This window comes from Paraburkholderia sp. BL9I2N2 (assembly GCF_004339745.1).
Classification (GTDB): domain Bacteria; phylum Pseudomonadota; class Gammaproteobacteria; order Burkholderiales; family Burkholderiaceae; genus Paraburkholderia.
In genome coordinates, this window is sequence record NZ_SMGP01000001.1 from 3,019,312 (window position 1) to 3,045,311 (window position 26,000).

A 26,000-nucleotide genomic window follows, 5' to 3' on the forward strand; every position below is an offset into this window, starting at 1 on the left:
CCAAATATCTGGCTTCCTAAGCAAACTTTTCCAGCCTACGCCGTACTATCCTTGTCGGCAAAAAAAGCAGCAAGCGAGAGAGCTTGCGGCGCGAATGCAATCATCGGATACCTTCGAGGTGACCGGCCCCTTTCAGACACCGAGCGATCACAAAGTGAGGTCGGTCAGACGGAAGATTGTTATGGGCTAGTTCACGCCTCCCACGGCCATACTGCGGCACCACCGGGTTGTGCCGGTCGGCGAAACTGTCGTGGTGAATCCACGCAAAATGCGCGACGTCGATGAAGCCTTCGGTCTGCCGTCCCGCCGATGCGTTGATGTCGATCGAAGGCGGCAGGATCTGCTGGAAGTCGGGATCATTCCAGTTCGGAAACGCGGGCAAGGCTTCCATGCCGCCGCCCAGCGACACCCACACGAGTCCGTACGCTTCCTGCGTCGCATAAGTGACGAGATGCAGCCGCTCGGGAATCGGGCCGTCCGTTTGCGATGGAATGTGCTTGCACTTGCCTTCGCTGTTATAGGCAAGACCGTGGTACGGGCACACGATGTTGCCGTTATCGACCCATCCCTGGCTGAGCGGCGCGCCGCGATGCGGACAGATATCGCGCGCGCTCACCAGTTGGCCGTTCGAGCGGAACACCACGAGCGGTTCGTCGAGCAGCGTCACGCTGATGGGTTTGTCGGTGACTTCGGCGGCAAACGCCACCGGATGCCAGTAGCGGCTGAGAATCTCCCAGGCGTGGCTATCGAACGTGCAATTGCGGGGTAACGCGGGTGAACGTTGAAATGTCAGCGGACTGGTGGTGGCCGAAGCGTTGGCAAAAGCAGTGGCGGAACTCATGCGTGTCTCCAGAACCTGGTGGGGGTTCGTCGCGCTCATGAGCTGTCTCGAGCGCGTTGGAGAGAACGATAGCGGGATGAGGTCCGCCGACCCATCCCCTGAAATGCATTGACTCTATGTACGGAAAAGCATAGCGAGCCGCCGCACCGCGACCGCGCTTTTTACGCGGCGCGCGGCAACGCCGCTTCGATGAACACCGCGCACAGCGCTTCCATGCCCTTCGCGTCTTCTTCGTCAAAGCGCGCGACGATCGGGCTGTCCACATCCCACACGCCGATCAGCGTGCCGTCCGGCGCGACGAGCGGCACGACAACTTCCGATTGCGACGCCGAATCGCAGGCGATATGGCCGGGAAACTCGTGCACGTCGCGCACCACTTGCGTCTGCCGAGTTTGCGCGGCCGTGCCGCAGACGCCCTTGCCGAGCGCGATGCGCACACACGCGGGCTTGCCCTGAAACGGTCCGACGACCAGTTCGCGGCCGTCGTGGAAATAGAAGCCGGCCCAGTTCAGATCACTGAGGGAATGAAACACGAAGGCGGAAAAATTCGCAGCGTTGGCGATCCAGTCGGTTTCGTCGGCGAGCAGCGAGCGCGCCTGGGCGACCAGTTCTTCGTAGTGCGCGGCTTTGGGCAGATGGGAGGCGGAGGAGACTTCGAACATGACGGCGTCCGTGATGAAAGCGGAAAGAGGAACAGCGAGTCGTGCAGTTTAAAGCAAGCCGCCGTTTCCTTCACGGCGCGCGCCGGCGCCGCGGCGCAAGGTGCACGAAGGACCCGTCGGCGTCCACGCGGACATGAAGCCAACGGGCAAAACCACACGACGATTACTGATCGACGCCGATAATCACGCTCGATGCCTTGAAAATCGCCGTCACCGCTTTGCCGTTTGCGAGGCCGAGGCGATCGACGCTCTCATTGGTGATGATCGCCGCAATCTGCGCGCCGCCGGCGCTGATCAACACTTCGGAATTCACCGCGCCCTTCGTGACCGCCGATACCGTACCGGCGATGCAATTGCGCGCCGACACCTGGTCCTTCGTGATGTCGACCATCAGGATCACCGACGACGCCTTGACCAGCGCAAAGGCTTTCTTGCCCACCGCGAGGCCGAGCGACGTCGCACTGCCGTGGGTGATGATCGACACGATCTCGAGACCTTCCTGGGTGCGCAGCGTGACTTCGTCGTTGACGGCGCCATGTTTGAGCTCGGTGACTTCGCCGGCGAATTGATTGCGTGCGCTGGTTTGCATGTTGTTCTCCTTGGTTGGGCGGCCTCGAGCGAGTGTTCTTTCGAGGCCATGCGTTGGGGTTAAGCAGTGAGCGTGGTGGAACGCTCGCCGGCTGCGGCAGCCTGCGCGTGAAGCGCGGTATCGCGCAGCCGCTATGGACGACGCGAACCCTAATGAAACCACATAAGCGTTGTGTTTGGGAGTGCAAACGCGGCGCCGGTACGACATGCTGCACAATGCGCCGACACCGTATCATCGTGCCCTGGACCTTCTTCGCCGAACCTCATGCCCGTTGCCGTTCTATCCCGCCTCGCCGCCTGGCCGAACGCCTGCCGCGCCGCCGCGTTGTGTGCCGCGCTCGCGGCGATCACTGCCTGCAGCAATCCGTCGCCGACGCACGACGCGCACGCGCCGGTCGACACCGTCACGCTCTTCCCCATCGCACATTACGATCAGGACGTCGATCACTGGCTCGAACCGGACAGCCCCGGCTACGACCAGCCGTTCCTGAGTCCCGCAGACCAGCAGGCGCACTTCAAGGCCCTGTACGCGCGCTACTTCGGCACCGGTACCGCGGCGCCCTCGCCGTGGAATGTCAACTTCGTGACAATGCTGGTGTATCGCCAGCAAGGCGCGGACATTGCCGCACTGCAGCAGCGGCGCATCGGCAAGTTCGACAATACCGGCAAGAGCGGCGCGGACATCGGTTACGGAGAAAATTTCCGGCCGCACGACAAGGCATGGATCGACGCCATCGCGCAAAACATGAACGTCGCGCAGTTCACGCAGATCGCCGTTTATCAGCCGCAGCGCCGCGCAATCGCGACCGGCAACCTGATGGTGCGCGAGTTGCCGACCCCCGACCCATCGTTCTACGACCATCATCTGGCCGGCGAAGGCTATCCGTTCGACAACCTGCAGATCTCGGCCGCGCGGCCCGGCACGCCGCTGTATGTGCTCGGCAGCAGCCTCGACGGCGCGTGGCATTACGTGCAGACGCCCGACGTGCAGGGCTGGGTGCGCAGCGAGGGTGTCGGCATGGCCGACGACCGCTTCGTCGATACATGGCGCGCCGCGACGGGCAAATCGCTCGGTGCGGTGATCGTGGCGTCGGCGCCGGTGCGCGACAGCCGCGGCGTGTTCCGCTTCGACGCGCCGGCCGGCACACTGCTGCCGATCGTCCCAGCCAGCGCCGCGCGGCCGGCGCAAGCAAAACCCGTGGCGAGCGACCCCGGCAACACCGGCAACACCGGCAACACAGCCGAGCCGGCCGTTGCGCGTCAGGTGCTCGTCCCGGCGCGCGACGCCGAAGGCCAGGCGCTGATCCGCACCGCCGCCCTGAACGACGCGCAAATCGCGCCGATGCCGCTCGCCGCGACGCCGCGCCATCTGGCGATGCTGATGAAAACGCTGATCGGCCGCCCCTACGGCTGGGGCAATAGCGGCCTCTACAACGATTGCTCGTCGGAACTGCAAAGCATCTTCGCCGCGTTCGGCGTCTGGCTGCCGCGCCATTCGTCCACGCAGATGAACGCCGGCCGCATGATCGACCTGTCGTCGTCCACGCCCGCCCAGCGGCTCGACTATCTGGCGCAGCACGGCGAGCCGTTGCGCACGCTGGTCTACATCGGCGGCCATGTGATGCTGTATATCGGCAACACCACCCGCAACGGCAGCGCGGTGCCGGTCGTCTATCAGGACGTATGGGGCTTGCGGCCCGCCGACGATAGCCGGCGCGCGGTGATCGGCGGCTCGGTGATTCTGCCGCTGTTCGAACACATTCCCGAAGACGCCACGCTGCAATCGCTCGCGGCGACGCCGAAGTTCCAGATCAGCATTCTCGGCGCACCACGTGGCGGCACCCCGGCGCCGTCCGCCCCGCCGCCGGACGAGGACAATCCGGCCGGTTGAAACAGGCGCCCGGGTGGTCGCCGTACGCCCGGACCAAAAATATTTTTTCCGGAGTGTCGATTCAACGGTCATGTACTCGTCGTAACGTTGAAGACCTGACTCGACGAGTCGGTCTTTCACCTCACGAACCTGTTACTTCAAGGAGTCGCCGTCATGTCCAGCAACGCTGTCAAACCGATCCCGGACGGGATGCACTCGCTCACCCCGTATCTGATCTGCGCCAACGCCGCGGACGCCATCGCGTTCTACACCAAGGCCTTCAACGCGGTCGAGCAGGTCCGCCTGCCCGGCCCCGGCGGCAAGGTCATGCACGCCACGCTGAAGATCGGCGATTCCATGCTGATGCTGACCGACGAATGGCCCGAGCACCAGTCGTTCGGCCCGAATTCGCTGAAAGGCACGCCGGTCACGATTCACTACTATGTGGAAGATGTCGACGCCAGCTTCAAGCAGGCCGTCGACGCCGGCGCGACCGTCGTGATGCCCGTCACCGACATGTTCTGGGGCGACCGCTACGGTCAGGTGAAAGACCCGTTCGGGCATAGCTGGTCGTTGGCCACGCACAAGCGCGACCTGAGCCCGGAAGAAATCCAGAAAGCCATGGACTGCATGAAGTAAGGCGCGGTCCGTCCGGTGAGAAGGAGGAGAAACGTCATGCAAAAGATTGCGCCGTGCCTGTGGTTCGACGGCAATGCGGAAGATGCGGCCCGCTTCTACACGTCCGTGTTTTCCGATTCCCGCATCGCCACCACGTTGCATTACACGGACGCCGGACCCGGGCCGAAGGGCGGCGTGCTGGCCATCACGTTCGAGATCGAAGGCCAGGAGTTCATGGCGCTGAACGGCGGCCCACAGTTCCCCTTCACGCCGGCCATTTCGCTGTTCGTGCACTGCAAGTCGCAGGAGGAAATCGACCGTTACTGGACGAAACTTCTGGACGGCGGCAAGGAGTGGCAATGCGGCTGGCTTCAGGACCGGTTCGGCGTCTCGTGGCAGGTCGCGCCCGACGTGCTCGGCGACATGCTGCGCGACCCGGACGAGGCCAAGGCGAGCCGCGTGATGAAGGCCATGATGGATATGGTCAAGCTGGAAATCGCGCCGCTCGAAGCGGCTTATCGCGGCGATTGAAGTGCAACCCTGAACGCGCGCTGCCGTCGGCGCGCGGCCTGCTTGCCGTTGCATTGAGAATTCACGGCGCGGCAAGCAGGCCAGGGGCGCGAGAGCGCTATCTTTGATAGGATCGGTCTCGACCCATAATCGGCGGGACATGAACGGTGCGCGTCAATTATCAGGCTTTCTTCTGCTCGCTGTTTGTCGCCCGTCTCGCCGATCAGGTCCTGCTGTTTCTCGTACCGCTCGTCGTCTTCCAGACCACGCACCAGGTCTCGTGGTCGGGGCTCGCGTTCTTTATCGAAACGCTGCCCCGCTATCTGGTGTTTCCCTTCTTCGGCGCCTTGTGCGACCGCATCTCGCCGCTCAGATTGATGCGCGTGAGCCAGACCGTGCGGGCGCTAGCGTGTTTCGGCGGTGTACTCGCTTACGCGCTGTTCGGCGGCATCGGCTGGTTGATCGCACTCTCTGCCGTGTGCGGCGTGTTGACGAGCCAGGGTCTCGTCGCGCGTGAAGTCATGCTGCCGCAAATCTTCAGCACGCAGCAGTTTCAGCGCGTGCTCGCCTACTCGCAATTGGCCGATCAGTTGGGGTTCGTGCTCGGTCCGATGCTCGCCGCGCTGCTACTCGGCCTGTGGCGTTGGGAATGGGTTGTCGGTGCAACCGGCGTGCTGTTTCTCCTCGCCGATGGCGCCCTGCTGCTGTGGCAACGCGCGAGCGGTTTTTCGCGCCGCCGAGCCGCCGGCCTTGGCTCCAGGTCACTGGACGTTGCCGCTGCGCATCGCGCTGCGTCATGTGCTGGTGCTGCCCGGCCTGAAGAAAGTCGTGGTGCTCGCCGCCGCCGAAAATCTGGTGATCGGCGTGACGCTCGCCACGTCCGCCGCCATGGTGACCGGCCTTCACACGCAATCGAATCACTACTATGCCGGACTGCAAACAGCCGGCGCCGTGGCCACGGTGCTGATTCTGTTGACGATCGCACGCGCCGCGTGGCCGGCGCGCACCTTGGGCCTGGTCGCCTTCGTCTCGATCTGCGCGGGCGGCGTGATCGCCGGCGCGAGCCCGGCGCCGTGGGGTTATGCGCTCGGCTTCCTGCTGATCGTCGGCTTCGACAAGATGTTCAACGTCTACATCCGCAGCGCGCGGCAGCAAATCATTCCGCCGCAGGACTACGGCAAGACGACCGGCGTGGTGATCCTTCTCAACAACATGACACAGCCGCTCGCCGGCCTGCTGGTCAGCGTGTTCTCGGCGCGCACGCAAACCGGCCCGCTGATCGTGACCCTGTCGCTGACGATGGGCGGCATCGGCGCCGCCGTGTCGATCGGCGCGGCGCTGGTGCGAAGGAAGCGCGCGCTGGCGCTCGGGGAATGACGCCGCGCCGGCATGCCTGAATGCCGTTGTCAATATCGAGTGCGGGTTGCGCAGCGCTCGGGCAGCTTTAGGTCTTTATCCGCAACGCAGCTAGACAGCCTCGCACACCACCGCGAACTTTAGCAACTGCGTCGGCCCGAACGCATTGCTGAGCGCCACGTCGGCCGCGTCGCGCCCGCGCGCCATCAGCACGCGCCCCGTGCGCGGCGCGTTGTTGCGCGGGTCGAACGTCTGCCAGCATCCGCCGATATACGCCTCGAACCACGCGGCGAAATCCATCGCCGCGTACGGCGGTGGCAAGCCGACATCGCTGATATAGCCTGTGCAATATCGCGCCGGAATATTCATGGCCCGGCATAGCGCCACCGCCAGATGCGCGAAGTCCCGGCACACGCCTTTGCGCTCTTGCCAGGCCTGCCATGCGGTCTTGGTCGGACGCGCAAAGTCGTAGCCGAACACGATGTGGTTGTGCACGTAATTGCAGATCGCATCCACGCGCCCACGGCCGAGCGGCAGCTTGCCAAAGGTCTGCCACGCGAATTCGGAGAGCAGATCGGTTTCGCAATAGCGGCTGCCGAGCAGAAACACCAGCGTATCGTCAGGCAGCATTTCCACCGGATGCTGTTCGGTGTAGGGCGGGCGCATCTCCGGCTCGGACGACACCTCCAGCACCGCACTCGTAGAAAAGGCAATTTTTCCCGGCGGCGCTACGAGCCGGCTGCACAGATTGCCGAACGAATCGCGATACTGGCTGATCGGCACCGGTGGATCGACCACCAGCAAATCCGGATTCAGCACCTCTTTCGCATGCGAATAGTGGGTGTTCAACATCAGCATCATCGGCGTCGGTTGCACGCACTCATAGACCAGCTCGTAGCCAACGCGCAATTTCATCGCAACGCCCTCTTCCAGTTGAAACGTTCAGTTGACGCGCACGGCGAGCCGCCCGAAACGGCACTCCCCGCATACGCGTTTTAATTCGACACGCCGCGACCTTCGGCGCGCGTTCATTCGTTCTTATCCGCCTTGCTTCGCCGTCATTCGCCTTCTGTCACGCTCACGTCCACCTGCAAGCCGCGAAACGAATGCGGCGCGCCGTGCCACGTACCCCACAACGGCAGCGCCTGATAGGCGTTCCACGCCACCGCCACGCGAATCAGATGGCGGTTGCCGACGATGCTGTTGGTCGGATCGAAATCGACCCAGCCGGCGCCCGGCAAATAGATCTGCAACCATGCGTGCGTCGCGCCGCCGCCTTGGGTGGCATCATGCTCGGGCACGAATATATAGCCGCTCACGAAGCGCGCCGCGAGGCCGAGCGAACGCACCGCGTCCATCATCAGCACGGCAAAATCTCGGCAACTGCCGCTGCGGCTGCGCAAGGTGTCGCCGGGACGGTTCACGCCTTTTTCCGTGCGGCGCACATAGAAAAACGAGCTCTTGATTTCGAGCGTCATGGCGCGCAGGAGCGCCATCGTGCCGCTGCCCGTGCCGCCGCTTTTGCCGTTTTTGCCGCCTTCGCCGCTCTTTGCAGCGACACCCGATGTCGGTACGAAACGGCGCGCCCACTCGTCCACGTCGCTGTCCGGATACTGGCGGCTGCGCGCGTTCACGAGATCGGACGCCTCCTCGTTGGTGTACGCGAACGGCCAGTTCACCGCGTACGGTTCGAGCGCGTAGTCGGGCATGGGCGCTTCGAAGTGCTCGAGCGTCACTTCGCTGTCGAAGCGCAATTCGCTCGCCTTCTCCGCGAAACTCGCGACCGCCACCGAGTTGTCGAACACGTCGTGCAGCCAATGCAGCCGCGACGGCGCGGGCGTGATCACCAGCTTGTTCGTGACGAGCCGCAAATCGTGGCTCGCGCGTGGCCTGAACATCATGCGATGTTCGCCGAAACGCACGGGTTCCGAGTAGCGGTAGACACTGACGTGGCGCACCGTGAAGCGCTGCGGCTCATTCATCCGACCGCCCGATGGATGCCGCCGGGTTCATCCTGTCCATCGCGTTCACGCTTTTAAAAAGCCGCGGCCGCCGCAGGCGAAAAGCGCACGACGCGGTTTTGATCCTAATGAGCCACGGCCGGCTTGCGGTGTGGTCGAGTGCTCTGCACGACAAACTGACGGGTTCAGCATACACCCGCCATATTGGTTGAAAGCACTCATTTGGCCGCGGCGTCGCGCGGGAGAAGTTATCAACAGAATCTGTTCGCAGATCTGTGGAGGATTTTCTCACTAGGCGCTGAAACTTTGGCCCTCAAGGCTTTGCGGTCGGTGCGCGGGGAAGGATGTCCTGTGCGGATCGCATAGCCCGCTTGCTCGCCCCCCGCACTCTCGGACTTGTCCGATTCCATACATCCCCGTTTTTTTGAATGATCCGGAGCAATCAGGCCGAACAACGGAGGGCAGATTGCCGGTTACATGTACATTCCGCCTCAATAGTAAGCCCATGTCCACGTTGCATTGCGACGGTGTTGGTGACTTTGCGGCTTTCTCGGGAGACGGCAACGGTAAGAATAATCCCGCCGCCGCGGCTATTCGTGATGTTGGCCCACTTCCGCCCGGTCATTACTACATCGTAGATCGCGGCTCGGGCGGCATCTTTTCACACATCAAGACATGGGCCTATGACATCTACAACCATACCGAACGCGGTAAATGGTTTGCACTATTCAAGGCGGATGGCGAAATTGACGACTGGACGTTCGTGGACGGCGTGAAGCGGGGTAACTTCCGACTTCATCCGCACGGCAGACAAAATCTCAGCGAAGGCTGCATCACACTGGCCGATCCGGTTGCGTTCTACAGACTGAGAGATCGCCTTCTTCACACGACACTCATAGCTCTGCCGGGTGGGAAGGGTTTCGCATATGGCACGGTCGACGTCCAATGAATATCAAAAAATTTGCAATCCGGTGCGGTGCGGTGGCAAGCGTGGCCATATTGGTCAACATACCTATTGGCATGTTTCTGTTTTCGAGTTTCATGGATCGTGCAGTGTTTTACACGACCTCTGCACTTCATATTTATGGTGATGAAGCGATTGGCGACTTCCTTGTCGGCGCCGCGTTCTTTCTCTCTTTATTTGTAGCACTGCTTCTTGTGTTGATTGTGACTCGCACTGTTGAGTGGCGTAAGCGGAGACCATCAAATGTCAAATGACGTTTTTATCAAAATCGATGGCATCGCGGGGGAATCACAGGACGCGGCGCACCCTGACGAGATCCAGATTGCGAACTGGACCTGGAAAATGTCCCAGCAAGCATCCGCGATGTCGGGATCTGGCGGAGGCGCGGGCAAGGCAACGGTTGAAGACCTTGTGATCTTTCATGATGTAGACCGGGCGAGCCCTAATCTGATGACGTACTGTTTGACCGGCAAACATATCCCCACGGTCGTCCTGAGCATGCGCAAAGCGGGCGGCGTGCCGTTTGACTTCCTGCGAATCACCATGAGCGATGTTGTCATCACCGGTGTCGAAATGTCCGCGAGCTATGAACAAGTTCGTCTGTCGTTTGCCAAGGTGAAGCAGGAATACATGGTGCAGAATGCCCAAGGCGGAAGTCGCGGTGTCGTGACGGGTATGTTTGACATCAAGCAGAATGCGGCTAGACGTTAGTCAGTGACATGCCGAGACCGGCCAGAGGTCTATTCCTGAGACCCGCAATGAAGACAATGACAGCTACTTCTGGCGCGACGCCGCTCATGTCGTCCAAGAGGCCAACCGGAGCATCTAAGGTTTGCTGAAACCCGTCACCCCCGTCGAATAACAAGTGCCCCGAGTCGAACCCCGCGTGCCACCTAGTAGCTTGCTGAGTTAAAACTTAACCGAGTCTGTGAGACCGTTTCACCGCGGCAAAAAAGTTATCAACAGATTCTGTTCGCAAATCTGTGCATAACTATCCGGCAAAAACCGCAAGCTGTTGATGCGATTGCCATTTTTACCGTGACGCCGAAGTTGGGCAGCGCTCGCGCCGAGCGCGCGTCATTCGCGCACCGTGCCGCGCGCCGCGTCGTCGGCAACGTGCGCGTGACGGGCTTCTTCGCGCCATTGCTGACGCGAGCGAACCATTCGGCGCACCGCGAGCCGCGCCATCTTGACCCAACCCGAAGGCCGCGGGTCGGCCAGCATGCTGAGAGCGCGCGCGTAGTCGAGCGTGAGGCCGGGTGTCCACGCCATCGTCGCGGCTCGCTTGCGCACTTGCGCGGCGACCCACAGTTCGGGTGTCGAGATCACGCGCAGAAACGGCTGCCAGCCGCCGAGGTCGCCCCACACACGCGACGAGGCGCCCTCGATCGCCGCCTCCAGGGCGCGCGAGACACTGCTCGAACAGTTGCGATGCGTGAGGTTGTACGTCGTGTCCTGTCGATACGTGTCCCAGAAGCGGCGCAAGCGCACCGGATCGTAGTTGCGGATGCGCACCTGAACCGTCGATGGACACCACGCTTTCGATTCGGTCGGGTAATCGGGCTGGAATAGCCCCGGCACGTCGTTCTCGCGCGTGGCGCGCAGAAGCCGCGCGAAGTCGTCGGGCGAACGATCGATCTCGACACCCGGATACAGGCTGATATAGACGCCCTCGGGCGATTCGAGCGCGGCATGGCCGGTCGATATCACGCCGTTGCGATCCACCGCCGCGATATAGCGATCCACGATCAATTGCCGACGTGCTTCGCCCTTGGCCGAACCGACCGGCGTCCACACGTGCACGGTCAAAGCGGCTTCGTCGGCGGCGGGCGGGCCGTCCCATTCATGAGCAATCAGACGGCTCGCGGCGAGCGCGCTCGCCGCGGCGATGCCGGCATCCGCCGCGGAATTACTCGCGACCACCGCGGGGTTCGTCGCGAGCCGCCGCACCCGCGCGCTCAGCAGGATCATGTTCCATCCGCCAAAGATCAGGCCGAGCCCGACACAGTACGGCACCGTGCCGACGTAGTGAGTCGGATAGGGTTGATAGAAGAAGATTGCCAGCGCGATTTCGACGGCGCCGCCGATCATCGCGAGCCGCCAAGTGCGAAAGCGGACCACTTTGGCCGAGACGATCTGCAGGAGGCCATCCGCGAGAAAGAGCGTGCCGAAGATCATCGACAGAATGAAGTTGCCGTGCTGGTGACCGACCAGAATCAGCGCGGCCGCGGTGGTGAACCCGATGCCCTTCACATAGCGCAGCGTGCGTTGCCCGCCCATGCCGGTCCAGGCGACGGCCAGCGTGGCGAGGCCTTCGAGCAACAGCAACGAGACGAACGGGGTGATGGGAAAATAGAGCGCGCCATCGAGCGCGTCGCTGAACACGAACACGCCGAGCAGCACACTGATGCAACCGACGATCCGCAACGATCGCCAGCGCGTGCGCAAATAATCGACGCCCAACAGAATCATGACCAGACGAACCATTGCGAGTCCTCCGTGACTGATGCCTTCTGCTGATCGCCATCTTAACCATTTTCGCGGCGTGGGCGCGCAGCGGTTCAACGTGAACCACGAAGCGAAAGCGCACATTCGCCGCGCCTCGCTCAAGCGTCTTTGTGCCGCTCATGCCGATGCGCTTTCGCGCCCGATCGATCAGGCATGAAAAAGGCCGGCGCGGATAGACTTCAACGCGCCGGCCTGCAACGAACCAGAAAACCAGAAGCTGCTTACGCCGCCCTGGCTTGCGGCATCGCTTCGCCGCCCTGCTCGCCGCCCAATGCGTCGAGCAGATCGCTTAGCATGCGGTCGAGTTCGGCGGTCATCAACGTGACGTCGGAGTCGAAGCGTTCGTCGTCGTTTTGCGCGGTGGGGTCGCTCGCTTCCTTCAGCACGTCGAGCGGCGCGATGCGCTTGATCGTCAGCGACGGTGTCAGCACGAACGACACGCGATCGTTCCACGTCATCGCGAGCCGCATGCATTGCTTGCCGGCTTCGATATGACGGCGCATATCTTCGGCATCCAAAGTATGTCCCACATAGCGCACGGTCGCGTTGCCTTCCGTGGGCGAGCGCAATTCGGTGTCCTGGTCGAGCGTGAAGCCGGCGGGACCAACGCCTGAGAGCAGCCATTCGGTCATGGCCGCGACCGGCGAGTGCGTGACGCGCACCGTGCCGAGCGGCAATTGATCGATCGACTTGACCAGCAGGCCGCGCACTTCATCGGCGACCGCTTGCGAAGCGGCGTCGATCACGAGCCAGCCGTTCTTGCAATCGATCCACACGCGCGTGTCGCGGCGAATGCTGAAGGCGCGCGGCAACAGTTCGTCGGTGACCTGTTCCTTGAGTTCGCGCATCTGCTTGCGGCCGGGTTTGAAGCCTTGCTGATCCTCGAGTTCTAACGCGCGTTCCTTGGTCACTTGCGTGACGACCGACGCCGGCAGCAGTTTCTTCTCGGCGCGAAACACCAGCAACATCTGGCCATTGAGCGAGTACACCAGCGAGTCGTTATCGCGCGGCGATGCCCAGCCATGGCTTTGCATCTCGACGCTGTTGCCGGGCGCGAACGCGTGCGGCGCGAGCCACTTCTGCATCTGTTCTGGGGTGACGGACCACGGAGCGGGAAGACGGTGAAGCTGAAGGTTTTTGAACCACATGGGCAGAGTCGTGTACGGGCAAAGCGCAGCATTCTATCTGACGATAGACGTCGCGCGGTCGGCCGGACGGACTCTGTTACTTCGTTCGCGCACTTCAGCACTGAACGGGTGATTTTCAAATACGGATAGAAAATCCTTTAAGCGACAGACCGATTATCAAACACGGCCTTACGCTGGAGAATGCGCTTCATGCACTTCAACGCTCTCTGGAACGCGCCATGTCGACCTCTTCCCTGTCCCGAATCGCCCGTCATCTGCTGCTCGCCGCGAGCCTCGCCGGCGCCTTGAGCGCCCACGCCGCAAGCGACGCCGACCTGCCCGTGCCGCACCACGTCGCGGTTGCGTCGAACTCGGCGCAAAGCGCTGAAGTCGTGCGGACCGCGCGCCGCTACGCCGCCTTCTGGAACACCGGCGACGAAGCCTACGCGAAGCTCGCGCTGTCGTCCGCCTTTGTCGACCGCACCTTGCCGGATGGACGCCCGCAGGGTCCTGACGGTCCGCTGCAAGCGTCGAAGGATTTTCGCGCGGCGGTGCCCGACCTGCACGCGGAAATCGACGACCTCGTGGTGGCCGGCGACCGCGCCTCGGTTCACCTGCATTTCCGTGGTCACTTCACCGGGCAGTTCCAGAACCTCAAAGGCACCGGCCAGACCGTCGACTTCCAGGCCTTCGACCTGTATCGCGTGAAGGACGGCCGCATCGTCGAAAACTGGCATCTCGAAGACAATCTGACGCTGCTCAAACAGCTCGGCGCCATCAAGCAGTAATGGTTTAGCCGGATCCGTTTTGAACGCGCTTTACGTTGAAATCACCTAGACTTTTTGACAAGCACGTGACTAGACGGAGGCGGCCATGGCCGATGAAACCGCACCCTGGCAAATGGTGGAATACGAGGGTTTCGAGATTCACGTAGCGCCGTTTCTGAAAAACCCGCCCAAGGAAGGGCACACGCCGACCGCGGCGAATAAACGCTACACGTATATCGGCTACGTTTGCCATCCGGGCGCGGATCCGGCCATTCCCGGCCACGCGGTGCCATTTCACCCCGACGGCGAAGAGAGCTTCGCCGGCGAAGACGAAGCCCTCTATGAAGGCATACACGTGGGACGCAGCATCGTGGAAGGCACGCACCCAGACCTGACGGTGTTGCCGCTGGTGACCGGCGGCGTGTGAATCTCTGGCTTGCGCTGATTTGCGCTTCAGTGAGCTGTCTGCACGCCCGACGTCGAGTCGTGCTTCGCCAGCAGGCGCAACGCCAGTTCCAGCATCCGCTGATTGGCGCGTGGGGGCGTGAACGTCTCGACCTTTTGCAGCGCGGCTTGCGCGAGACTCCGGCGTAGCTCGGTGTCCGTCAGCAGGCGCTCGATGGCAAGCGCCATTGCGTCCACGTCGCCGACCGGCACCAGCAGGCCGGCCTTGCCACCTTCCAGCATATCTCGCGGACCGGTCGGGCAATCCGCCGACAGCACCGGCGTGCCGAGCGCCATCGCCTCGCCGAGCACCACGGCGCAACCCTCGTAGCGGCTGCTCAAGACGAGCATTTCTGCCTGCCGGATATAGGGCAGCGGATTGGCACAGAAGCCAAGAAACTGGACCGATGCACCGATCCCCAATGTGTCGGCGAGTTGCTCGAGCTCGCGCCGGTCCCGCCCCTCGCCGATCAGGACGAGCGCCGCCTCGCAGCGGCCGCGCTCGCGTAGTTGGGCGTAGGCTCGCAGCAAGGTCTTGTGGTCCTTCTGACCTTCGTCCAGACGCGCCACGGAAACGATGAATGATTCAGCCGGACGCTTGATCTCCGCGCGCGCTGCGTGCCGCAGCGCGTCGACGTCGATCACATTCGGCAATTCGACGATGTCCATGTCCTGGCCGGCCGTCGAAAAGAGTTCGCGCGCCTCGTCCAGCATGGCAGGGATCAGCACGGTAATCGCCGAGTAACGCGCATAGTGCCTCACACGCCGGGCGATGTACCGCTCGCTCTTGCCGCCGAGCCGAGCCGCGAGGCTGAAATGGTTCACACCGAACCAGGGCACATTGCAACTGCCCGCCATATGACGCAGCGAAAAATCGAAATCGCAGACCAGATCGTGCTGCTTCGCGAGGCGCCGCATACGCAGCGCCGCCAGCGGCCGGATCACGCCGTAGGTCAACAGCTTGTGCAATAACTTCTCGCCGGCCCCCAGCTTGCGCCGGCGGGCCGCCTGATGCAGCGCGTACATCCACTTCGACGAGGCGAGCACGTGGACGGGCACGTCATCGGGAATCGACTGCGCGCGCCAGAACGCCAGGTCGTCGGTCGGGTAAGCCACCGACAGGCTCGGCGCGAACAGCCGCCGGTCGAGCGTCTTCAACCACGATAGCAACGCGGTCTCGGTGCCGCCTTTGCCGAAATCGTTGATATGAAACAGGATGCGCAGCGGGGTGCGGTCAGCTTCAATAGAGTGAGGGTTCACGTTCGTCATCAAGGTTATTCGCCCAACTCTGCTGTCGGCGCTTCGCGCCGCTGTTCACTGCGTGCCGCCGTGGATTGCCCACGTGCAGTCTCGGTCGACGTTCCGCCTGGCGCGCGAGCCTGTTCCGCGCAGCCCAGCAGCAGGCCCGCGAAAGCCCAGAATGCGAGCATGGTGGTCTGCCACATGAAATCGTCCGTCGTATTTTTCGCGATCATGCCGGCCACTAGCGCAATGCCCGCGGCGCACAGCCAGGGCTTGACCCGCCGCAGCCGCCAGAAACGCGCGACGAGGCACAGCAACAGCACGGTCTGCAGCACCACGCCAATGAATCCCGTCTGCAGCCATGTGTTGATGAACAGGTTGTGCGCGTGCGTCAGCGCTTGTGGTTCGACCGCCAGCAAACTGGCCGGCATTTCGCTGCGATAGACGATACCCGGCAGCGGCTTGCCGAAGCCCACGCCGACCCACGCATGACGCTCGGCCTCGCCGACATAAAACGCCCACAGCTTCGGACGCGTGTCGGCCGATACCGTGTCGCCGATCGCGGACAGCGAGCCTGGCACATAGACCTGATGACCCTCGATCGCCAGATCGTGTAACTGCGTGGCAGGGGGCAGGGCCGCAGTGCGCAAGCGGGAACTGAGTTCGAGCGTGCCGACGCCGGCCGCGCCCACCACGGCGATGACCAGCAACGCCAGCGGCAGGCGCCGCCGGTACAGCGGGAACAGCGCGACCAGCAGCGTCGCGGCGGCCGCCGGCCAGAAGAACCGGTTGAGCGTGGCGAGGCCGATGAAGAGGCACAGCACGATACCGCTCGCGCCGATCACGCGCCACCGCGGCCGCAGCATGAAGCCCGCGAACAGCGCCATGGAAAATACCGCGAGCGTGCTGGTGTGGCCGACGCGGTTATAGAAATGCATGGGGAAGGTATTGGGGGTGGGCGGCTGCAAATGTCCCCAGTTGAGCGCGCTGATCACGGCGACGGCCACGCAGGCGATCCAGTTGACGGCCACCACGGGCTCGGGCCGCCGCAGTTGCGTGCCGAATAGCCAGAAGCCCCAGAACGACACCAGCGGATAGAGCACTTCGTCGCACCAGGCGTGCAGACTGATCGACGGATACATGGACCACGCGACCGAGGCGAGGCTCCAGCCGGCCCAGCCCGCGATGGGCAGCGCCAGCGGCCAGTGCCGCAGCGAGGGCCGCTCCGGCGACCAGGCCGCCGCCGCCACGCCGAGCGCCATCAGGGCGAGCGCATTGAAGACGATCGCCGTCATGTGGCCGAACATCACCACGAACAGAATGACCGGACAGGCAACCCAGAACACGCGCTCCACTCGCGCAGCCGTGTGAGTCATTACACTTTCACCAGAACATTTTGCAATGCGTTGTATACCGACTCGACCGACAGCCGGCCCATACAGTCGGCATGGTCGCCGCGCCACGCGACGCAGGTCGTCTCGTTGCGATCACAGCGTCGCACCCATGCTACCTCGCGGCGGAAAATAAAAGGCTGATCGCGGCACGGCATATCGGCGATCGTAATCGGCACGAAGGGCACCTCGCGCCAATAGCGGCCCGCGCCGTGAATCAGCGCGTTGCCCGGCCCGAACAGCGCGAGGGTGGGCACCCCAATCAGACGCCCCAGATGCGCGACGCCGGTATCGGGACAAACCACGGCTTGCGCGCCTGCAAACAGATGCCATAACTCGCCCAGACCGAGCCGCGCCGCCAGGTTCGGATGATGCGGGTCCGGGTCGATCGCGCGAATCAGTTCCGCTTCGCCTGGACCGCCGGTCCATACCGGCAGATAGCCGAGTGCTTCGACGCGTTGCGCAAGCTCGCGCCAACGCGCGTTGGGCCAGCGTTTGACGCTCGTGCTCGCGCCCGGATGCAGCACGACGTAAGGCTTGGTCAGCAGCGACGGTTCGGGCAGCGCCGCGTGTTGCGGCGGGCTCCAGTCGGCCGGGCGATAAGCGCGCGGCGGCGGCCCGTCGATCAGTTCAGTGGCGAGGTCGGCCCAGGCCGCCGCCGTGTCGGGATACGGCAGGCTACGGTTGAGCGGCCAGTTTTTCCAGGCCGGGCGGTCGCCCGCGTGTCCGATGATCCAGCGGCAGCCCGCGCCCAACGCGAGCCAGCTATGACGATTGTCGCCGAGCACCATGCCGAGGTCGTAAGGTCCGGAGAGCAAAACGTCGCGCACCGACTTCACATCACGCGGATCGAACGGCAAGGCCGTGATGTCGAACGGCCGGCCGGCATACAGCGGCACGATCGCCTTCGGACAGGCGAGGACGATCTGCGACTGGGGGTATTGCTCGCGCAGCTTGGCGAGCAACGGCGTGAGCAGCAGCGTGTCGCCCAGCAATAGATGATGCGCAATCAGGATACGGCGCGGGCGCCGTGGCTCGCGTCGCAATGGCTTGATCAGCAGTCGCGGGATAGCCCGCGCAAAAATACGAAGACGCCCGGCAAGCCGACTCATAGGCTCATCGGCGCGTGGGTTCCCGCCGCGATCTTGCTGTACGCCGATACCCGGCGTGAGGTCGCGTTCGCCATGCACAATCTCCAGCGGTATTCTTCCCGAAGGCCTCCAGTGCAGCGGCGACGGCCCCGTCGCGGCGGGCTGGCGCGGCTCGGGACGCGCCGCCTTTTTTGCCCGCCGCCTGTCCAGGCCGGCATGGAAAGCTCGATGAAATAAGTGGGTGTTCGGCTCGAGTTGAGTTCGAGCGTTGATAGCTTGAAATTATAACATGCGCCCCTGCCGCGGAACGACGCAAAACCGCGCCAGGCGGCCCGCCCGCCCCTTCTGTGACAAGGGCGTGGCGGTCTCTAACGCGCGGCGTCGATCTGCCGAGCCAGCGTCAACAGCGCGCTCACGTGAGCTGTCACGCTTGCGTCATAAAGCACCGCGTCGCGGGCGAGTTCCGGCGACGCGCGACGCGTGCCGTCGCGATGCGCGCGCACTGCCCGTTCGAGAGTGGCGCGCAGGTCGGCCAGGTCGTTCGGCGCGAACACGAATTTCGCATGCGGGGCGATCGCATCGCAGCAGCCAATGCTCGACGGGAAAATGACCGGCGTGCCGCACATCACCGATTCGATACCGACCAGCCCAAACGGCTCATACGTGGATGCGAGGATCGTGAAGTCCGCAGCCTGGTAACACTCCGCGAGTTCTTTCACATAGCCGATATAGCGCAGCCGCTCGGATGTGCGCGCGGGCGGCCGCCCGGCGACGGCCACCACCACGGGCAGCGAAGTGTCTCGCAATGCGGCCTCGATGAGCGGCAGACCCTTGCGCTCATGGCTGCTCGACGGGAACAGCAGGACGATCTCGTCGTCGGCGAAACCATATTTGTGACGCAAGGTGGAGCGCGTCGCGGCATCGGTCGGCGCGAAGCGCGCGCCGTCCACGGGCGGATACAGCACGCGGATCTTCGCTTCGTCGACACCGTACAGTTCGCGCAGTTCGTCGTGCATCAACTGCGAATGCGCCACGACGACTTTCGAGCATTCATACTGGCGGCGCTCGAGCGCAATCTGCCAGCGGTCCGAACGCTTGTGCGCGCGCCCCGTCGCCCGCAAGAAACCGAGATGCGTGCCGCCGCAGATCGCCATCTCGGACGAGTCGACACGGTTGCAGCCAATCAGCACATCGACGTGCGCCGCGTGCCGCGCCGCGCGCAAGCGCCATGAAAACCAGCGGTCGCGCAGTTTGCCCGGCAGGAACGAGACGTTGATGCGATGCGGCTCGACCAACTTGCATTCCGGCAGCGACGCGTCGAACCGACGCGCGAAGAAAGCCGGCTCCACGCCGAGCGCGGCGAGGCCGCGCACCAGATCCATGGCGTAGCGCTCGAGACCGCCGCTGTGCTGCAAGGCGTTACTGGAGAGTCCAAGTTTCTTCATTCAGACAGCGCGCGCCTGCGCCTCGTCAAATGTTAAGGGGGTCGGTCACGCGCGGTCCGGCTAGCGGACCGCGTGAAGGGAGAGCCGAATGGCGGATTGACGTGTCGTGCTTCAGGCCGCGGTCTGCTGGAACTGGATGCGGTGCAGATGCGCATACAGTCCGTCTTGCGCCAGCAGTTCGCGATGGCTGCCGCTCTCGACGATCCGCCCCGCTTCCATCACCAGGATGCGGTTGGCGCGCTCGATGGTCGACAGACGGTGCGCGATGACCAGTGTCGTGCGGCCCTTCATCAAAGTTTCCAGCGCGGCCTGCACGTGGCGCTCGGACTCGGAATCCAGCGCCGAGGTCGCCTCGTCGAGGATCAGGATCGGCGCATCCTTGTAGATTGCGCGCGCAATTGCCAGACGCTGCCGCTGGCCGCCCGAGAGCATCAGGCCGTTGTCGCCGACCAGCGTATCGATGCCTTTCGGCATTGCCTCGACGGTGTCCCACAAGTTGGCCGCGCGCAGCGCCGCCTTGACCTTGTCAGGATCGGCGGCCTGGCCGTACGCGACGTTATTCGCGACGGTGTCGTTGAACAGCACCACGTCCTGGCTCACCATCGCGATCTGACTACGCAATGCGTGCAGGTCGTATTCGGGGATCGCCACGCCGTCGACCAGGATCTGGCCGCCGGTCGGATCGAAAAAGCGCGGCAGCAGATTCACCAGCGTGGTCTTGCCGCTGCCCGACGGACCCGCGAGTGCGACCATTTCGCCCGGCGCCACTCTGAACGACACCTGGTCGAGCGTGTGGCGGTTGTGCGTGGCGTTGGTGCTGTAGTTGAACGAGACGCCCCGGAATTCCACTTCACCGCGCGCGCGCTCGAGCGGCTTGCCGCCGCCTTCCGGTTCGGACGGCTCGTCGATCAGACCGAAGATCAGTTCGCACGCCGTCATGCCGCGTTGCAGCGGCTGGTTCACGTCCATCAGATGCTTGAGCGGCGAGATGATCAACAGCATCGACGTGACGAAGGCGACGAAGCCGCCGACCGTGGTCTGATCCGACGATGACTGCACCACCGCGATCGTGATCACGACGGCGAGCGCGATCGACGCGAGGAACTGCGTCAACGGCTGCGCGAGGCCGCCGGACACGGTCATGCGCATGGCATAGCCGCGCAGACGCTTGCTCATTGCCTCGAAGCGGTCCATCTCGTACTGCTCGCCGTTGTGCACCTTGACGACCTTGTAGCCGCCCACCGATTCTTCGACGATGTACGACAGTTCATTGGTCAGCAGTTGATGCTCGCGGTTCAAACGACGCAACCGGCGGTTGATCTTGCCGACCAGCCAGCCGATCGCCGGCAGCAGCACCGCGACGATCAGCGTCAGACGCCAGTTCAGATAGAACAGATAGCCGAGCAGGAATACCACGGTGAGCGAATCGCGCACCAGCGTGACCAGCACACTCAGCAGCACGTTGAGAATCTGGTTCACCTCGAAGACGATCGCGTTGATCACCGTACTCGCGGTTTCGCGCTGGAAGAACGCGACGCTCGTGTGAATCATGCGGCTGAACATCTTCAGGCGCAGATCGAGCAGGATCTTGTTCGTCACGTAGGCGAGCAGATACCCGGACGCGTATTGCGACACGCTGCGCACCAGTGCGAGGCCGATCACCGCGGCCGGCACGAACCACTTGGTCTTGTCGTTGGCATGCGCGCCGAAGCCCTTGTCCAGCAGGGGCTTGAGCAAGGCGGGGATCGCCGCGTCGGTCGCGGCGCTGACGGCCATCGCGACGATTGCGCCGAGGAGAACCCACATCAACGGCTTGATATACGGCCATAGCCGTTTAAAGACGACGGCGGCCGATGACGCCTCACCTGAACCGATGGGTTTGCTTAACGTTGGCTTCGCGCTCAAGGAATCCTCTGAGAATGCGGAACGGCAACCGCACGGCGGACGGAATGCCGGCCGGGCGGAATATCAAAAAAGAGCATTGTAAACGGTTGGGGGTGGGCGTCGGCGGATAGAGGCTGGCTGTGTATACTCCTCGTGCCACTTGCCTGGCGCCACCCGCTTGCGCGATTCGTTCCGTCATTCCGCCCTCACGCTACTCAGGTATGCAAGAAACCACCCTCGGCGTCGCCATCATCACCAAAAACGCGGCGGCGCGGCTGGCTGAATGCCTGCAAGCCGTGGCCTTCGCCGATCAGATCGTCGTGATCGACGGCGGAAGCACCGACGGCACCGCCGAGATCGCCCACGCGCACGGCGCCCGCGTGATCGAAGAGACCGACTGGCCGGGCTTCGGCCCGCAAAAGAATCGCGCGGTCGACGCGCTCAGCACCAGCTGGATTCTTTCAATCGACGCCGACGAGATCGTGTCGCCGGAACTGGCGGCGGCGATTCGCGCGGCGCTTACCGCCCCCACCGCCGATGTCTACGCGGTAGACCGGTTGTCGAGCTTTTGCGGCCACTGGATTCATCACAGCGGCTGGTATCCCGACTGGATTCCGCGCCTCTTCAGACGCGGCGCGGCGCGTTTCTCCGATGACCTGGTGCACGAGCGGCTCGTGTTCGATACACCGGCCCAGCGCCTCACCGGAAAGCTGATGCATTACTCCTACGAGGACTTCGAAGCCGTGTTGCGCAAGCTCGATGCGTATTCGACAGCGGGCGCCGAGCAACGTCATGCGGCGGGTCAGCGCGGCAGCTTCGGCAAGGCGCTCGGGCGCGGTGCATGGGCGTTCGTGCGGACTTACTTGCTGCGCCGTGGTTTTTTGGACGGCCGCGCCGGTTTCATGATCGCGGTGTTCAATGCGGAGACGGTGTATTACCGGTTTTTGAAGCTGGCGCGGTTGGGGGAGAAGGCGCGGCGCTGAATACCGGCAAGAAAGGCGCGCGGCCAGCGATCGATTTGCCCGCGCCAGTGGCGCGGGCAAACTCAAGGCTAATAGACGATCTCGATCGAGCTTCCCGCGAACTCGCCACGCAAGGCCGCGAGCAGTTCGTCGGTCGGCTTCACACGCCATGCGTCGCCCAGACGCATTTCACCTTCCGCATTCTGGCTGCGATAGACCACCTGCACGGCAAGCCCGTTCGGAATCTGTACCGCCTGACGCTGGCCACCCCCGCCATAGCCTCCACCATTACGGCCACCGCCGTTTCCACCACCGTTTCCGCCACGCGATGAAGCCACTGGCGCCGCTGCCGCTTGCGGCTCGTCTTTGCCGGCGCTATGCGCCTCAAGGACGCGACGCAACGCCAGCGCGTCCGCATTGCCGTTCATCTGCACCTTCACCGCCTCCGCGTAACGGCAGCGCGCGCGGCCGAGATCCATGACGGTGTCGACGGTGAAGCGGATGCCGCCCGTGAACGCGTCGTTACGCGCCTGGCCCTGCACGACCAGCAGTTCGTCTTCCTTGAACAACTGCTTGTGCGCTTCGAACGTCTCGTTGAACACCGTGACTTCGCATTGGCCGGTGCCGTCGTCGAGGAGCGCGATCAGCATCTTGCCGCGCTGGGTCATCTGCGTGCGCAGCGACGCGATCACACCCGCAACCAGCTTGTCGCGTCCTTCTTTCAGCTCGCCGATCTTCTGGCGCACGAAGCGGCGCACTTCGTCTTTGTACGCGTCGAACAGATGGCCCGACAGGTAGAAGCCGAGCGCGGCCTTCTCTTCCTGCAGCTTTTTCTTTTCCGGCCACTCCGGCTCGTCGACCAGTTCGTGACCTTGCGAGGGAGCGTCGCCCATGTCGAACAGACCCGCCTGTAGCGCATTGGCGCTCGCCTGCTCGGCGGCTTCCATGGCGAGCGAGACGGACGCGATCAGTTGCGCGCGATTCGCATGCAAGGTGTCGAACGCGCCGGCGCGGATCAAGGCTTCGACCGTGCGGCGATTGACGATGCGGCGGTCGACCCGGTTGCAGAAATCGAAGATGTCGATGAACGGACCTTCTTCACGCGCGCGCAGGATTTCCTCGATCGCGTTCTGGCCGCTGCCCTTGATTGCACCGAGTCCGTAACGGATCGTTTTCGAGCGCTTGCCATCAGGCTCCGCCACCGGCTCGAAGCGGTACGCGGACAGATTGACGTTCGGCGGCAGCACCGCCATCTTGTTCGTGAGACAGTCTTCGAACAGGATCTTGACCTTGTCCGTGTCGTCCATGGCGAGCGACATATTCGCCGCCATGAATTCCGCCGGATGGTGCGCCTTCAGCCACGCGGTGTAGTACGCGAGCAGCGCATACGCGGCCGCGTGCGACTTGTTGAAGCCGTAGCCCGCGAACTTCTCCATCAAGTCGAAGATTTCGTCGGCTTTCTCGCCGGTCAGCCCGTTTTTCGAGGCGCCCTGGCGGAACAGCTCGCGGTGCTCGGCCATTTCCTCGGCCTTCTTCTTACCCATCGCGCGACGCAGCAAGTCGGCGCCGCCCAGCGAGTAGCCGCCGATGATCTGCGCCATCTGCATCACCTGCTCCTGGTAGACCATGATGCCGTAGGTCTCTTTCAGAACAGGTTCGACACGCGGATCCGGATACTCCACCACTTCGCGGCCATGCTTACGCGCGCAGAAGCTCGGGATCAGGTCCATTGGGCCCGGACGGTACAGCGCGACCAGCGCGATGATGTCCTCGAAGCGGTCAGGCTGCGCGTCTTTCAGCATGCCTTGCATGCCGCGGCTTTCCAGCTGGAACACGGCGACCGTATTCGCTTTCTTCAGGATCGAGAACGACGCCGGGTCGTCGAGCGGCACCTGCGCGAGCGACCAGTCCTGCTTGGACGGATCGAGACGGCGGATATAGCGTTCGGCCCAGTCGAGAATCGTCAGCGTGGTCAGACCCAGGAAGTCGAACTTCACGAGGCCGACGGCTTCGACGTCGTCCTTGTCGTACTGGCTCACGACGCCGCTTTCATCGCCCTGCGTGTACAGCGGGCAGAAATCGGTCAGCTTGCCGGGCGCGATCAGCACGCCGCCCGCGTGCATGCCGACGTTACGCGTCAGGCCTTCCACGCGCTGCGCGAGTTCGAGCAGCTGATGCACTTCGTCTTCGTTGTCGAAACGCTCCTGCAGGAGCGGCTCTTCTTTCATCGCGTCGGCGATGGTGACGTGCTTGCCCGGCTTGAACGGAATCAGCTTGGCGATGCCGTCCGTGAACATGTAGCCGAGATCGAGCACCCGGCCTATGTCGCGCACCGCCGCCTTCGCTGCCATCGTGCCGAACGTGGCGATCTGCGACACCGCGTCCGCGCCGTACTTTTCCTTCACGTACTGGATCACGCGATCGCGGCCGTGCTGGCAGAAGTCGATATCGAAGTCGGGCATGGACACCCGCTCCGGATTCAGGAAACGTTCGAACAGCAGGTTGTAGCGCAGCGGATCGAGGTCGGTCACGCCGAGCGCGTACGCGACCAGCGAGCCCGCGCCCGAGCCCCGGCCCGGTCCGACCGGCACGCCGTTGTTCTTCGCCCAGTTGATGAAGTCCGCCACGATCAGGAAGTAGCCGGGAAAGCCCATCTTGATGATCGTGCCGCACTCGAATTCGAGGCGCTCGTAATACGTCGCGCGTTGTGCGGCGCGCTCGGCTTCATCCGGATACAACTGTTCGAGACGCTTTTCGAGGCCCTCTTTCGACAGATGCACGAGGTAGTCGTCGAGCGACATGCCGTCGGGCGTCGGGAACAGCGGCAGCTTGGGCTTGCCGAGTTCGAGCGTGAGGTTGCAACGCTTGGCGATTTCCACCGAGTTGGCAAGCGCCGACGGAATGTCCGCGAACAGCGCCGCCATCTCTTCCTGCGTGCGGAAGTACTGCTCGGATGTAAAGCGCTTCGAGCGGCGCGGATTCGCCAGAATGTCGCCTTCGGAAATGCACACGCGCGCTTCGTGCGCGGTGAAGTCGTCCGGCGTCATGAACTGCATGGGATGCGTGGCGACCACCGGCAATTTCAGCGACGCCGCGAGCGCGACCGCCTGCTGCACGTACTGCTCGCCGCCCGGCAGACCACAGCGCTGCAACTCGATATAGAAACCGCCCGGGAACACCTTAGCCCAATGCAACGCGTTGCGTTTGGCCGCTTCTTCATTACCCGCCGCGAGCGCGAGGCCGATGTCGCCCTGCTGCGCGCCGGACAATGCAAGCAGCCCAGCGCCCAGGCCGGATTCGAGCCAGCCGGCCTCGATCTCCGCGCGACCGCGATACTGATTCGTGAGCGACGCCTTGCTGAGCAGTTCGCACAGGTTCAGATAGCCGAGCCGGTCTTTCACCAGCAGCAGCAAACGGGAAGGCTTGTCGCGGTCGTCTGGATTGGTGATCCAGACGTCGCAGCCGGCAATGGGTTTGACCCCTTTGCCGCGGGCTTCCTTGTAGAAACGGACGAGGCCGAATGCGTTGCCGAGATCGGTGAGGGCGAGCGCGCCCTGGCCGTCTTTGGCCGCGGCCTTGACGATGTCGTCAAGACGCACGATGCCATCGGCAATCGAGAATTCGGAGTGAACGCGGAGATGAACGAAGCGGGGATCTGACATGGGCGACATTGTAACTCCACCCTTCCGGAGTTTTCAGGCCAAAACCACGCGTTAGCCGACCGGCTTAGGACGCGAGCGCGCGAGCCGCGTGTGCAGGCGTTCCTGAG

The 26,000-nt window shown here is 63.3% G+C and carries 22 protein-coding genes and 1 pseudogene; 10 read left to right on the forward strand and 13 right to left on the reverse strand.

Going from position 1 to position 26,000, the window contains the following annotated elements; translation table 11 throughout:
• Positions 1-100: 100 nt before the first annotated feature.
• From B0G74_RS13920 to B0G74_RS13930, 3 genes are all read right to left on the reverse strand, one after another.
• Positions 101-841: a Rieske (2Fe-2S) protein gene (locus tag B0G74_RS13920; protein WP_132375310.1), complete on the reverse strand. Its 741-nt coding sequence runs from the start codon at positions 839-841 to the stop codon at positions 101-103.
• A gap of 161 nt (positions 842-1,002) precedes the next feature.
• Complete coding sequence (locus B0G74_RS13925; RefSeq protein ID WP_132375312.1) at positions 1,003-1,503, reverse strand: GAF domain-containing protein; 501 nt, start codon at positions 1,501-1,503, stop codon at positions 1,003-1,005.
• 163 nt (positions 1,504-1,666) lie between these two features.
• Complete coding sequence (locus B0G74_RS13930) at positions 1,667-2,092, reverse strand: TOBE domain-containing protein (protein WP_132375314.1); 426 nt, start codon at positions 2,090-2,092, stop codon at positions 1,667-1,669.
• 264 nt (positions 2,093-2,356) lie between these two features.
• On the opposite strand from B0G74_RS13930, the gene B0G74_RS13935 reads away from it, so the two are divergent.
• The 4 genes and pseudogenes from B0G74_RS13935 to B0G74_RS13950 all read left to right on the forward strand — a co-directional run bounded on the left by B0G74_RS13935 (position 2,357) and on the right by B0G74_RS13950 (position 6,466).
• Entirely contained in the window at positions 2,357-3,982 is a 1,626-nt protein-coding gene (locus tag B0G74_RS13935) for an SH3 domain-containing C40 family peptidase (RefSeq protein ID WP_132375315.1), read from the forward strand.
• Between the two features lie 153 nt (positions 3,983-4,135).
• The gene (locus tag B0G74_RS13940; protein ID WP_132375317.1) at positions 4,136-4,600 is read left to right on the forward strand and encodes a VOC family protein; all 465 of its coding nucleotides are present in this window, start codon (positions 4,136-4,138) and stop codon (positions 4,598-4,600) included.
• A gap of 36 nt (positions 4,601-4,636) precedes the next feature.
• Positions 4,637-5,110: a VOC family protein gene (locus tag B0G74_RS13945; protein WP_132375318.1), complete on the forward strand. Its 474-nt coding sequence runs from the start codon at positions 4,637-4,639 to the stop codon at positions 5,108-5,110.
• A gap of 146 nt (positions 5,111-5,256) precedes the next feature.
• Positions 5,257-6,466: pseudogene (locus B0G74_RS13950) on the forward strand (MFS transporter).
• A gap of 90 nt (positions 6,467-6,556) precedes the next feature.
• Here the strand turns inward: B0G74_RS13950 and B0G74_RS13955 are convergent.
• Positions 6,557-7,360 carry a transglutaminase family protein gene (locus tag B0G74_RS13955; RefSeq protein WP_132375320.1) on the reverse strand — a complete coding sequence of 268 codons (804 nt, stop codon included), beginning with the start codon at positions 7,358-7,360 and terminating at the stop codon, positions 6,557-6,559.
• A gap of 143 nt (positions 7,361-7,503) precedes the next feature.
• Positions 7,504-8,427 carry a transglutaminase family protein gene (locus B0G74_RS13960; RefSeq protein ID WP_132375322.1) on the reverse strand — a complete coding sequence of 308 codons (924 nt, stop codon included), beginning with the start codon at positions 8,425-8,427 and terminating at the stop codon, positions 7,504-7,506.
• Positions 8,428-8,911: 484 nt separating this feature from the next.
• Here B0G74_RS13960 and B0G74_RS13965 point away from each other — a divergent pair, with 484 nt between their 5' ends.
• The 3 genes from B0G74_RS13965 to B0G74_RS13975 are packed head-to-tail and all read left to right on the forward strand — an operon-like array spanning position 8,912 to position 10,081.
• Positions 8,912-9,355: a DUF2778 domain-containing protein gene (locus B0G74_RS13965; RefSeq protein ID WP_132375324.1), complete on the forward strand. Its 444-nt coding sequence runs from the start codon at positions 8,912-8,914 to the stop codon at positions 9,353-9,355.
• The gene (locus B0G74_RS13970) at positions 9,352-9,624 is read left to right on the forward strand and encodes a hypothetical protein (protein WP_132375326.1); all 273 of its coding nucleotides are present in this window, start codon (positions 9,352-9,354) and stop codon (positions 9,622-9,624) included. Before B0G74_RS13965 ends, B0G74_RS13970 begins: the two co-directional genes overlap by 4 nt.
• On the forward strand, positions 9,614-10,081 hold the full coding sequence (locus B0G74_RS13975) for a type VI secretion system tube protein Hcp (protein ID WP_132375327.1): 468 nt from the start codon (positions 9,614-9,616) through the stop codon (positions 10,079-10,081). The genes B0G74_RS13970 and B0G74_RS13975 overlap by 11 nt, the downstream gene beginning before the upstream one ends.
• A gap of 366 nt (positions 10,082-10,447) precedes the next feature.
• On the opposite strand, the gene B0G74_RS13980 is transcribed toward B0G74_RS13975, so the two are convergent.
• Both B0G74_RS13980 and B0G74_RS13985 read right to left on the reverse strand, forming a co-directional pair.
• Entirely contained in the window at positions 10,448-11,857 is a 1,410-nt protein-coding gene (locus B0G74_RS13980; RefSeq protein WP_132375329.1) for a DUF308 domain-containing protein, read from the reverse strand.
• A 242-nt stretch (positions 11,858-12,099) separates the two neighbouring features.
• Positions 12,100-13,026 carry a recombination-associated protein RdgC gene (locus B0G74_RS13985; protein ID WP_132375331.1) on the reverse strand — a complete coding sequence of 309 codons (927 nt, stop codon included), beginning with the start codon at positions 13,024-13,026 and terminating at the stop codon, positions 12,100-12,102.
• 218 nt (positions 13,027-13,244) lie between these two features.
• Here B0G74_RS13985 and B0G74_RS13990 point away from each other — a divergent pair, with 218 nt between their 5' ends.
• On the forward strand, positions 13,245-13,793 hold the full coding sequence (locus B0G74_RS13990) for an ester cyclase (protein ID WP_132375333.1): 549 nt from the start codon (positions 13,245-13,247) through the stop codon (positions 13,791-13,793).
• Positions 13,794-13,878: 85 nt separating this feature from the next.
• Positions 13,879-14,199: a hypothetical protein gene (locus B0G74_RS13995; RefSeq protein WP_132375335.1), complete on the forward strand. Its 321-nt coding sequence runs from the start codon at positions 13,879-13,881 to the stop codon at positions 14,197-14,199.
• 26 nt (positions 14,200-14,225) lie between these two features.
• Here the strand turns inward: B0G74_RS13995 and B0G74_RS14000 are convergent, their stop codons facing one another.
• From B0G74_RS14000 to msbA, 5 genes are all read right to left on the reverse strand, one after another.
• A complete protein-coding gene (locus tag B0G74_RS14000; protein WP_132375337.1) occupies positions 14,226-15,485 on the reverse strand; it encodes a glycosyltransferase in 1,260 nt (419 codons plus the stop codon).
• A 5-nt stretch (positions 15,486-15,490) separates the two neighbouring features.
• Positions 15,491-16,834: an O-antigen ligase family protein gene (locus B0G74_RS14005; protein ID WP_132375339.1), complete on the reverse strand. Its 1,344-nt coding sequence runs from the start codon at positions 16,832-16,834 to the stop codon at positions 15,491-15,493.
• Positions 16,834-17,961 carry a glycosyltransferase family 9 protein gene (locus B0G74_RS14010; RefSeq protein WP_132375341.1) on the reverse strand — a complete coding sequence of 376 codons (1,128 nt, stop codon included), beginning with the start codon at positions 17,959-17,961 and terminating at the stop codon, positions 16,834-16,836. Before B0G74_RS14010 ends, B0G74_RS14005 begins: the two co-directional genes overlap by 1 nt.
• 347 nt (positions 17,962-18,308) lie before the next feature.
• Positions 18,309-19,385, reverse strand: a complete 1,077-nt coding sequence (locus tag B0G74_RS14015; RefSeq protein WP_132375343.1) for a glycosyltransferase family 4 protein — start codon at positions 19,383-19,385, stop codon at positions 18,309-18,311.
• A gap of 111 nt (positions 19,386-19,496) precedes the next feature.
• The gene (gene msbA, locus B0G74_RS14020; protein ID WP_132375345.1) at positions 19,497-21,290 is read right to left on the reverse strand and encodes a lipid A export permease/ATP-binding protein MsbA; all 1,794 of its coding nucleotides are present in this window, start codon (positions 21,288-21,290) and stop codon (positions 19,497-19,499) included.
• 200 nt (positions 21,291-21,490) lie between these two features.
• Here msbA and B0G74_RS14025 point away from each other — a divergent pair, with 200 nt between their 5' ends.
• Positions 21,491-22,252 carry a glycosyltransferase family 2 protein gene (locus tag B0G74_RS14025; RefSeq protein WP_132375347.1) on the forward strand — a complete coding sequence of 254 codons (762 nt, stop codon included), beginning with the start codon at positions 21,491-21,493 and terminating at the stop codon, positions 22,250-22,252.
• 68 nt (positions 22,253-22,320) lie between these two features.
• On the opposite strand, the gene dnaE is transcribed toward B0G74_RS14025, so the two are convergent.
• Positions 22,321-25,902 carry a DNA polymerase III subunit alpha gene (gene dnaE, locus B0G74_RS14030; RefSeq protein ID WP_132375349.1) on the reverse strand — a complete coding sequence of 1,194 codons (3,582 nt, stop codon included), beginning with the start codon at positions 25,900-25,902 and terminating at the stop codon, positions 22,321-22,323.
• Positions 25,903-26,000: the final 98 nt, after the last annotated feature.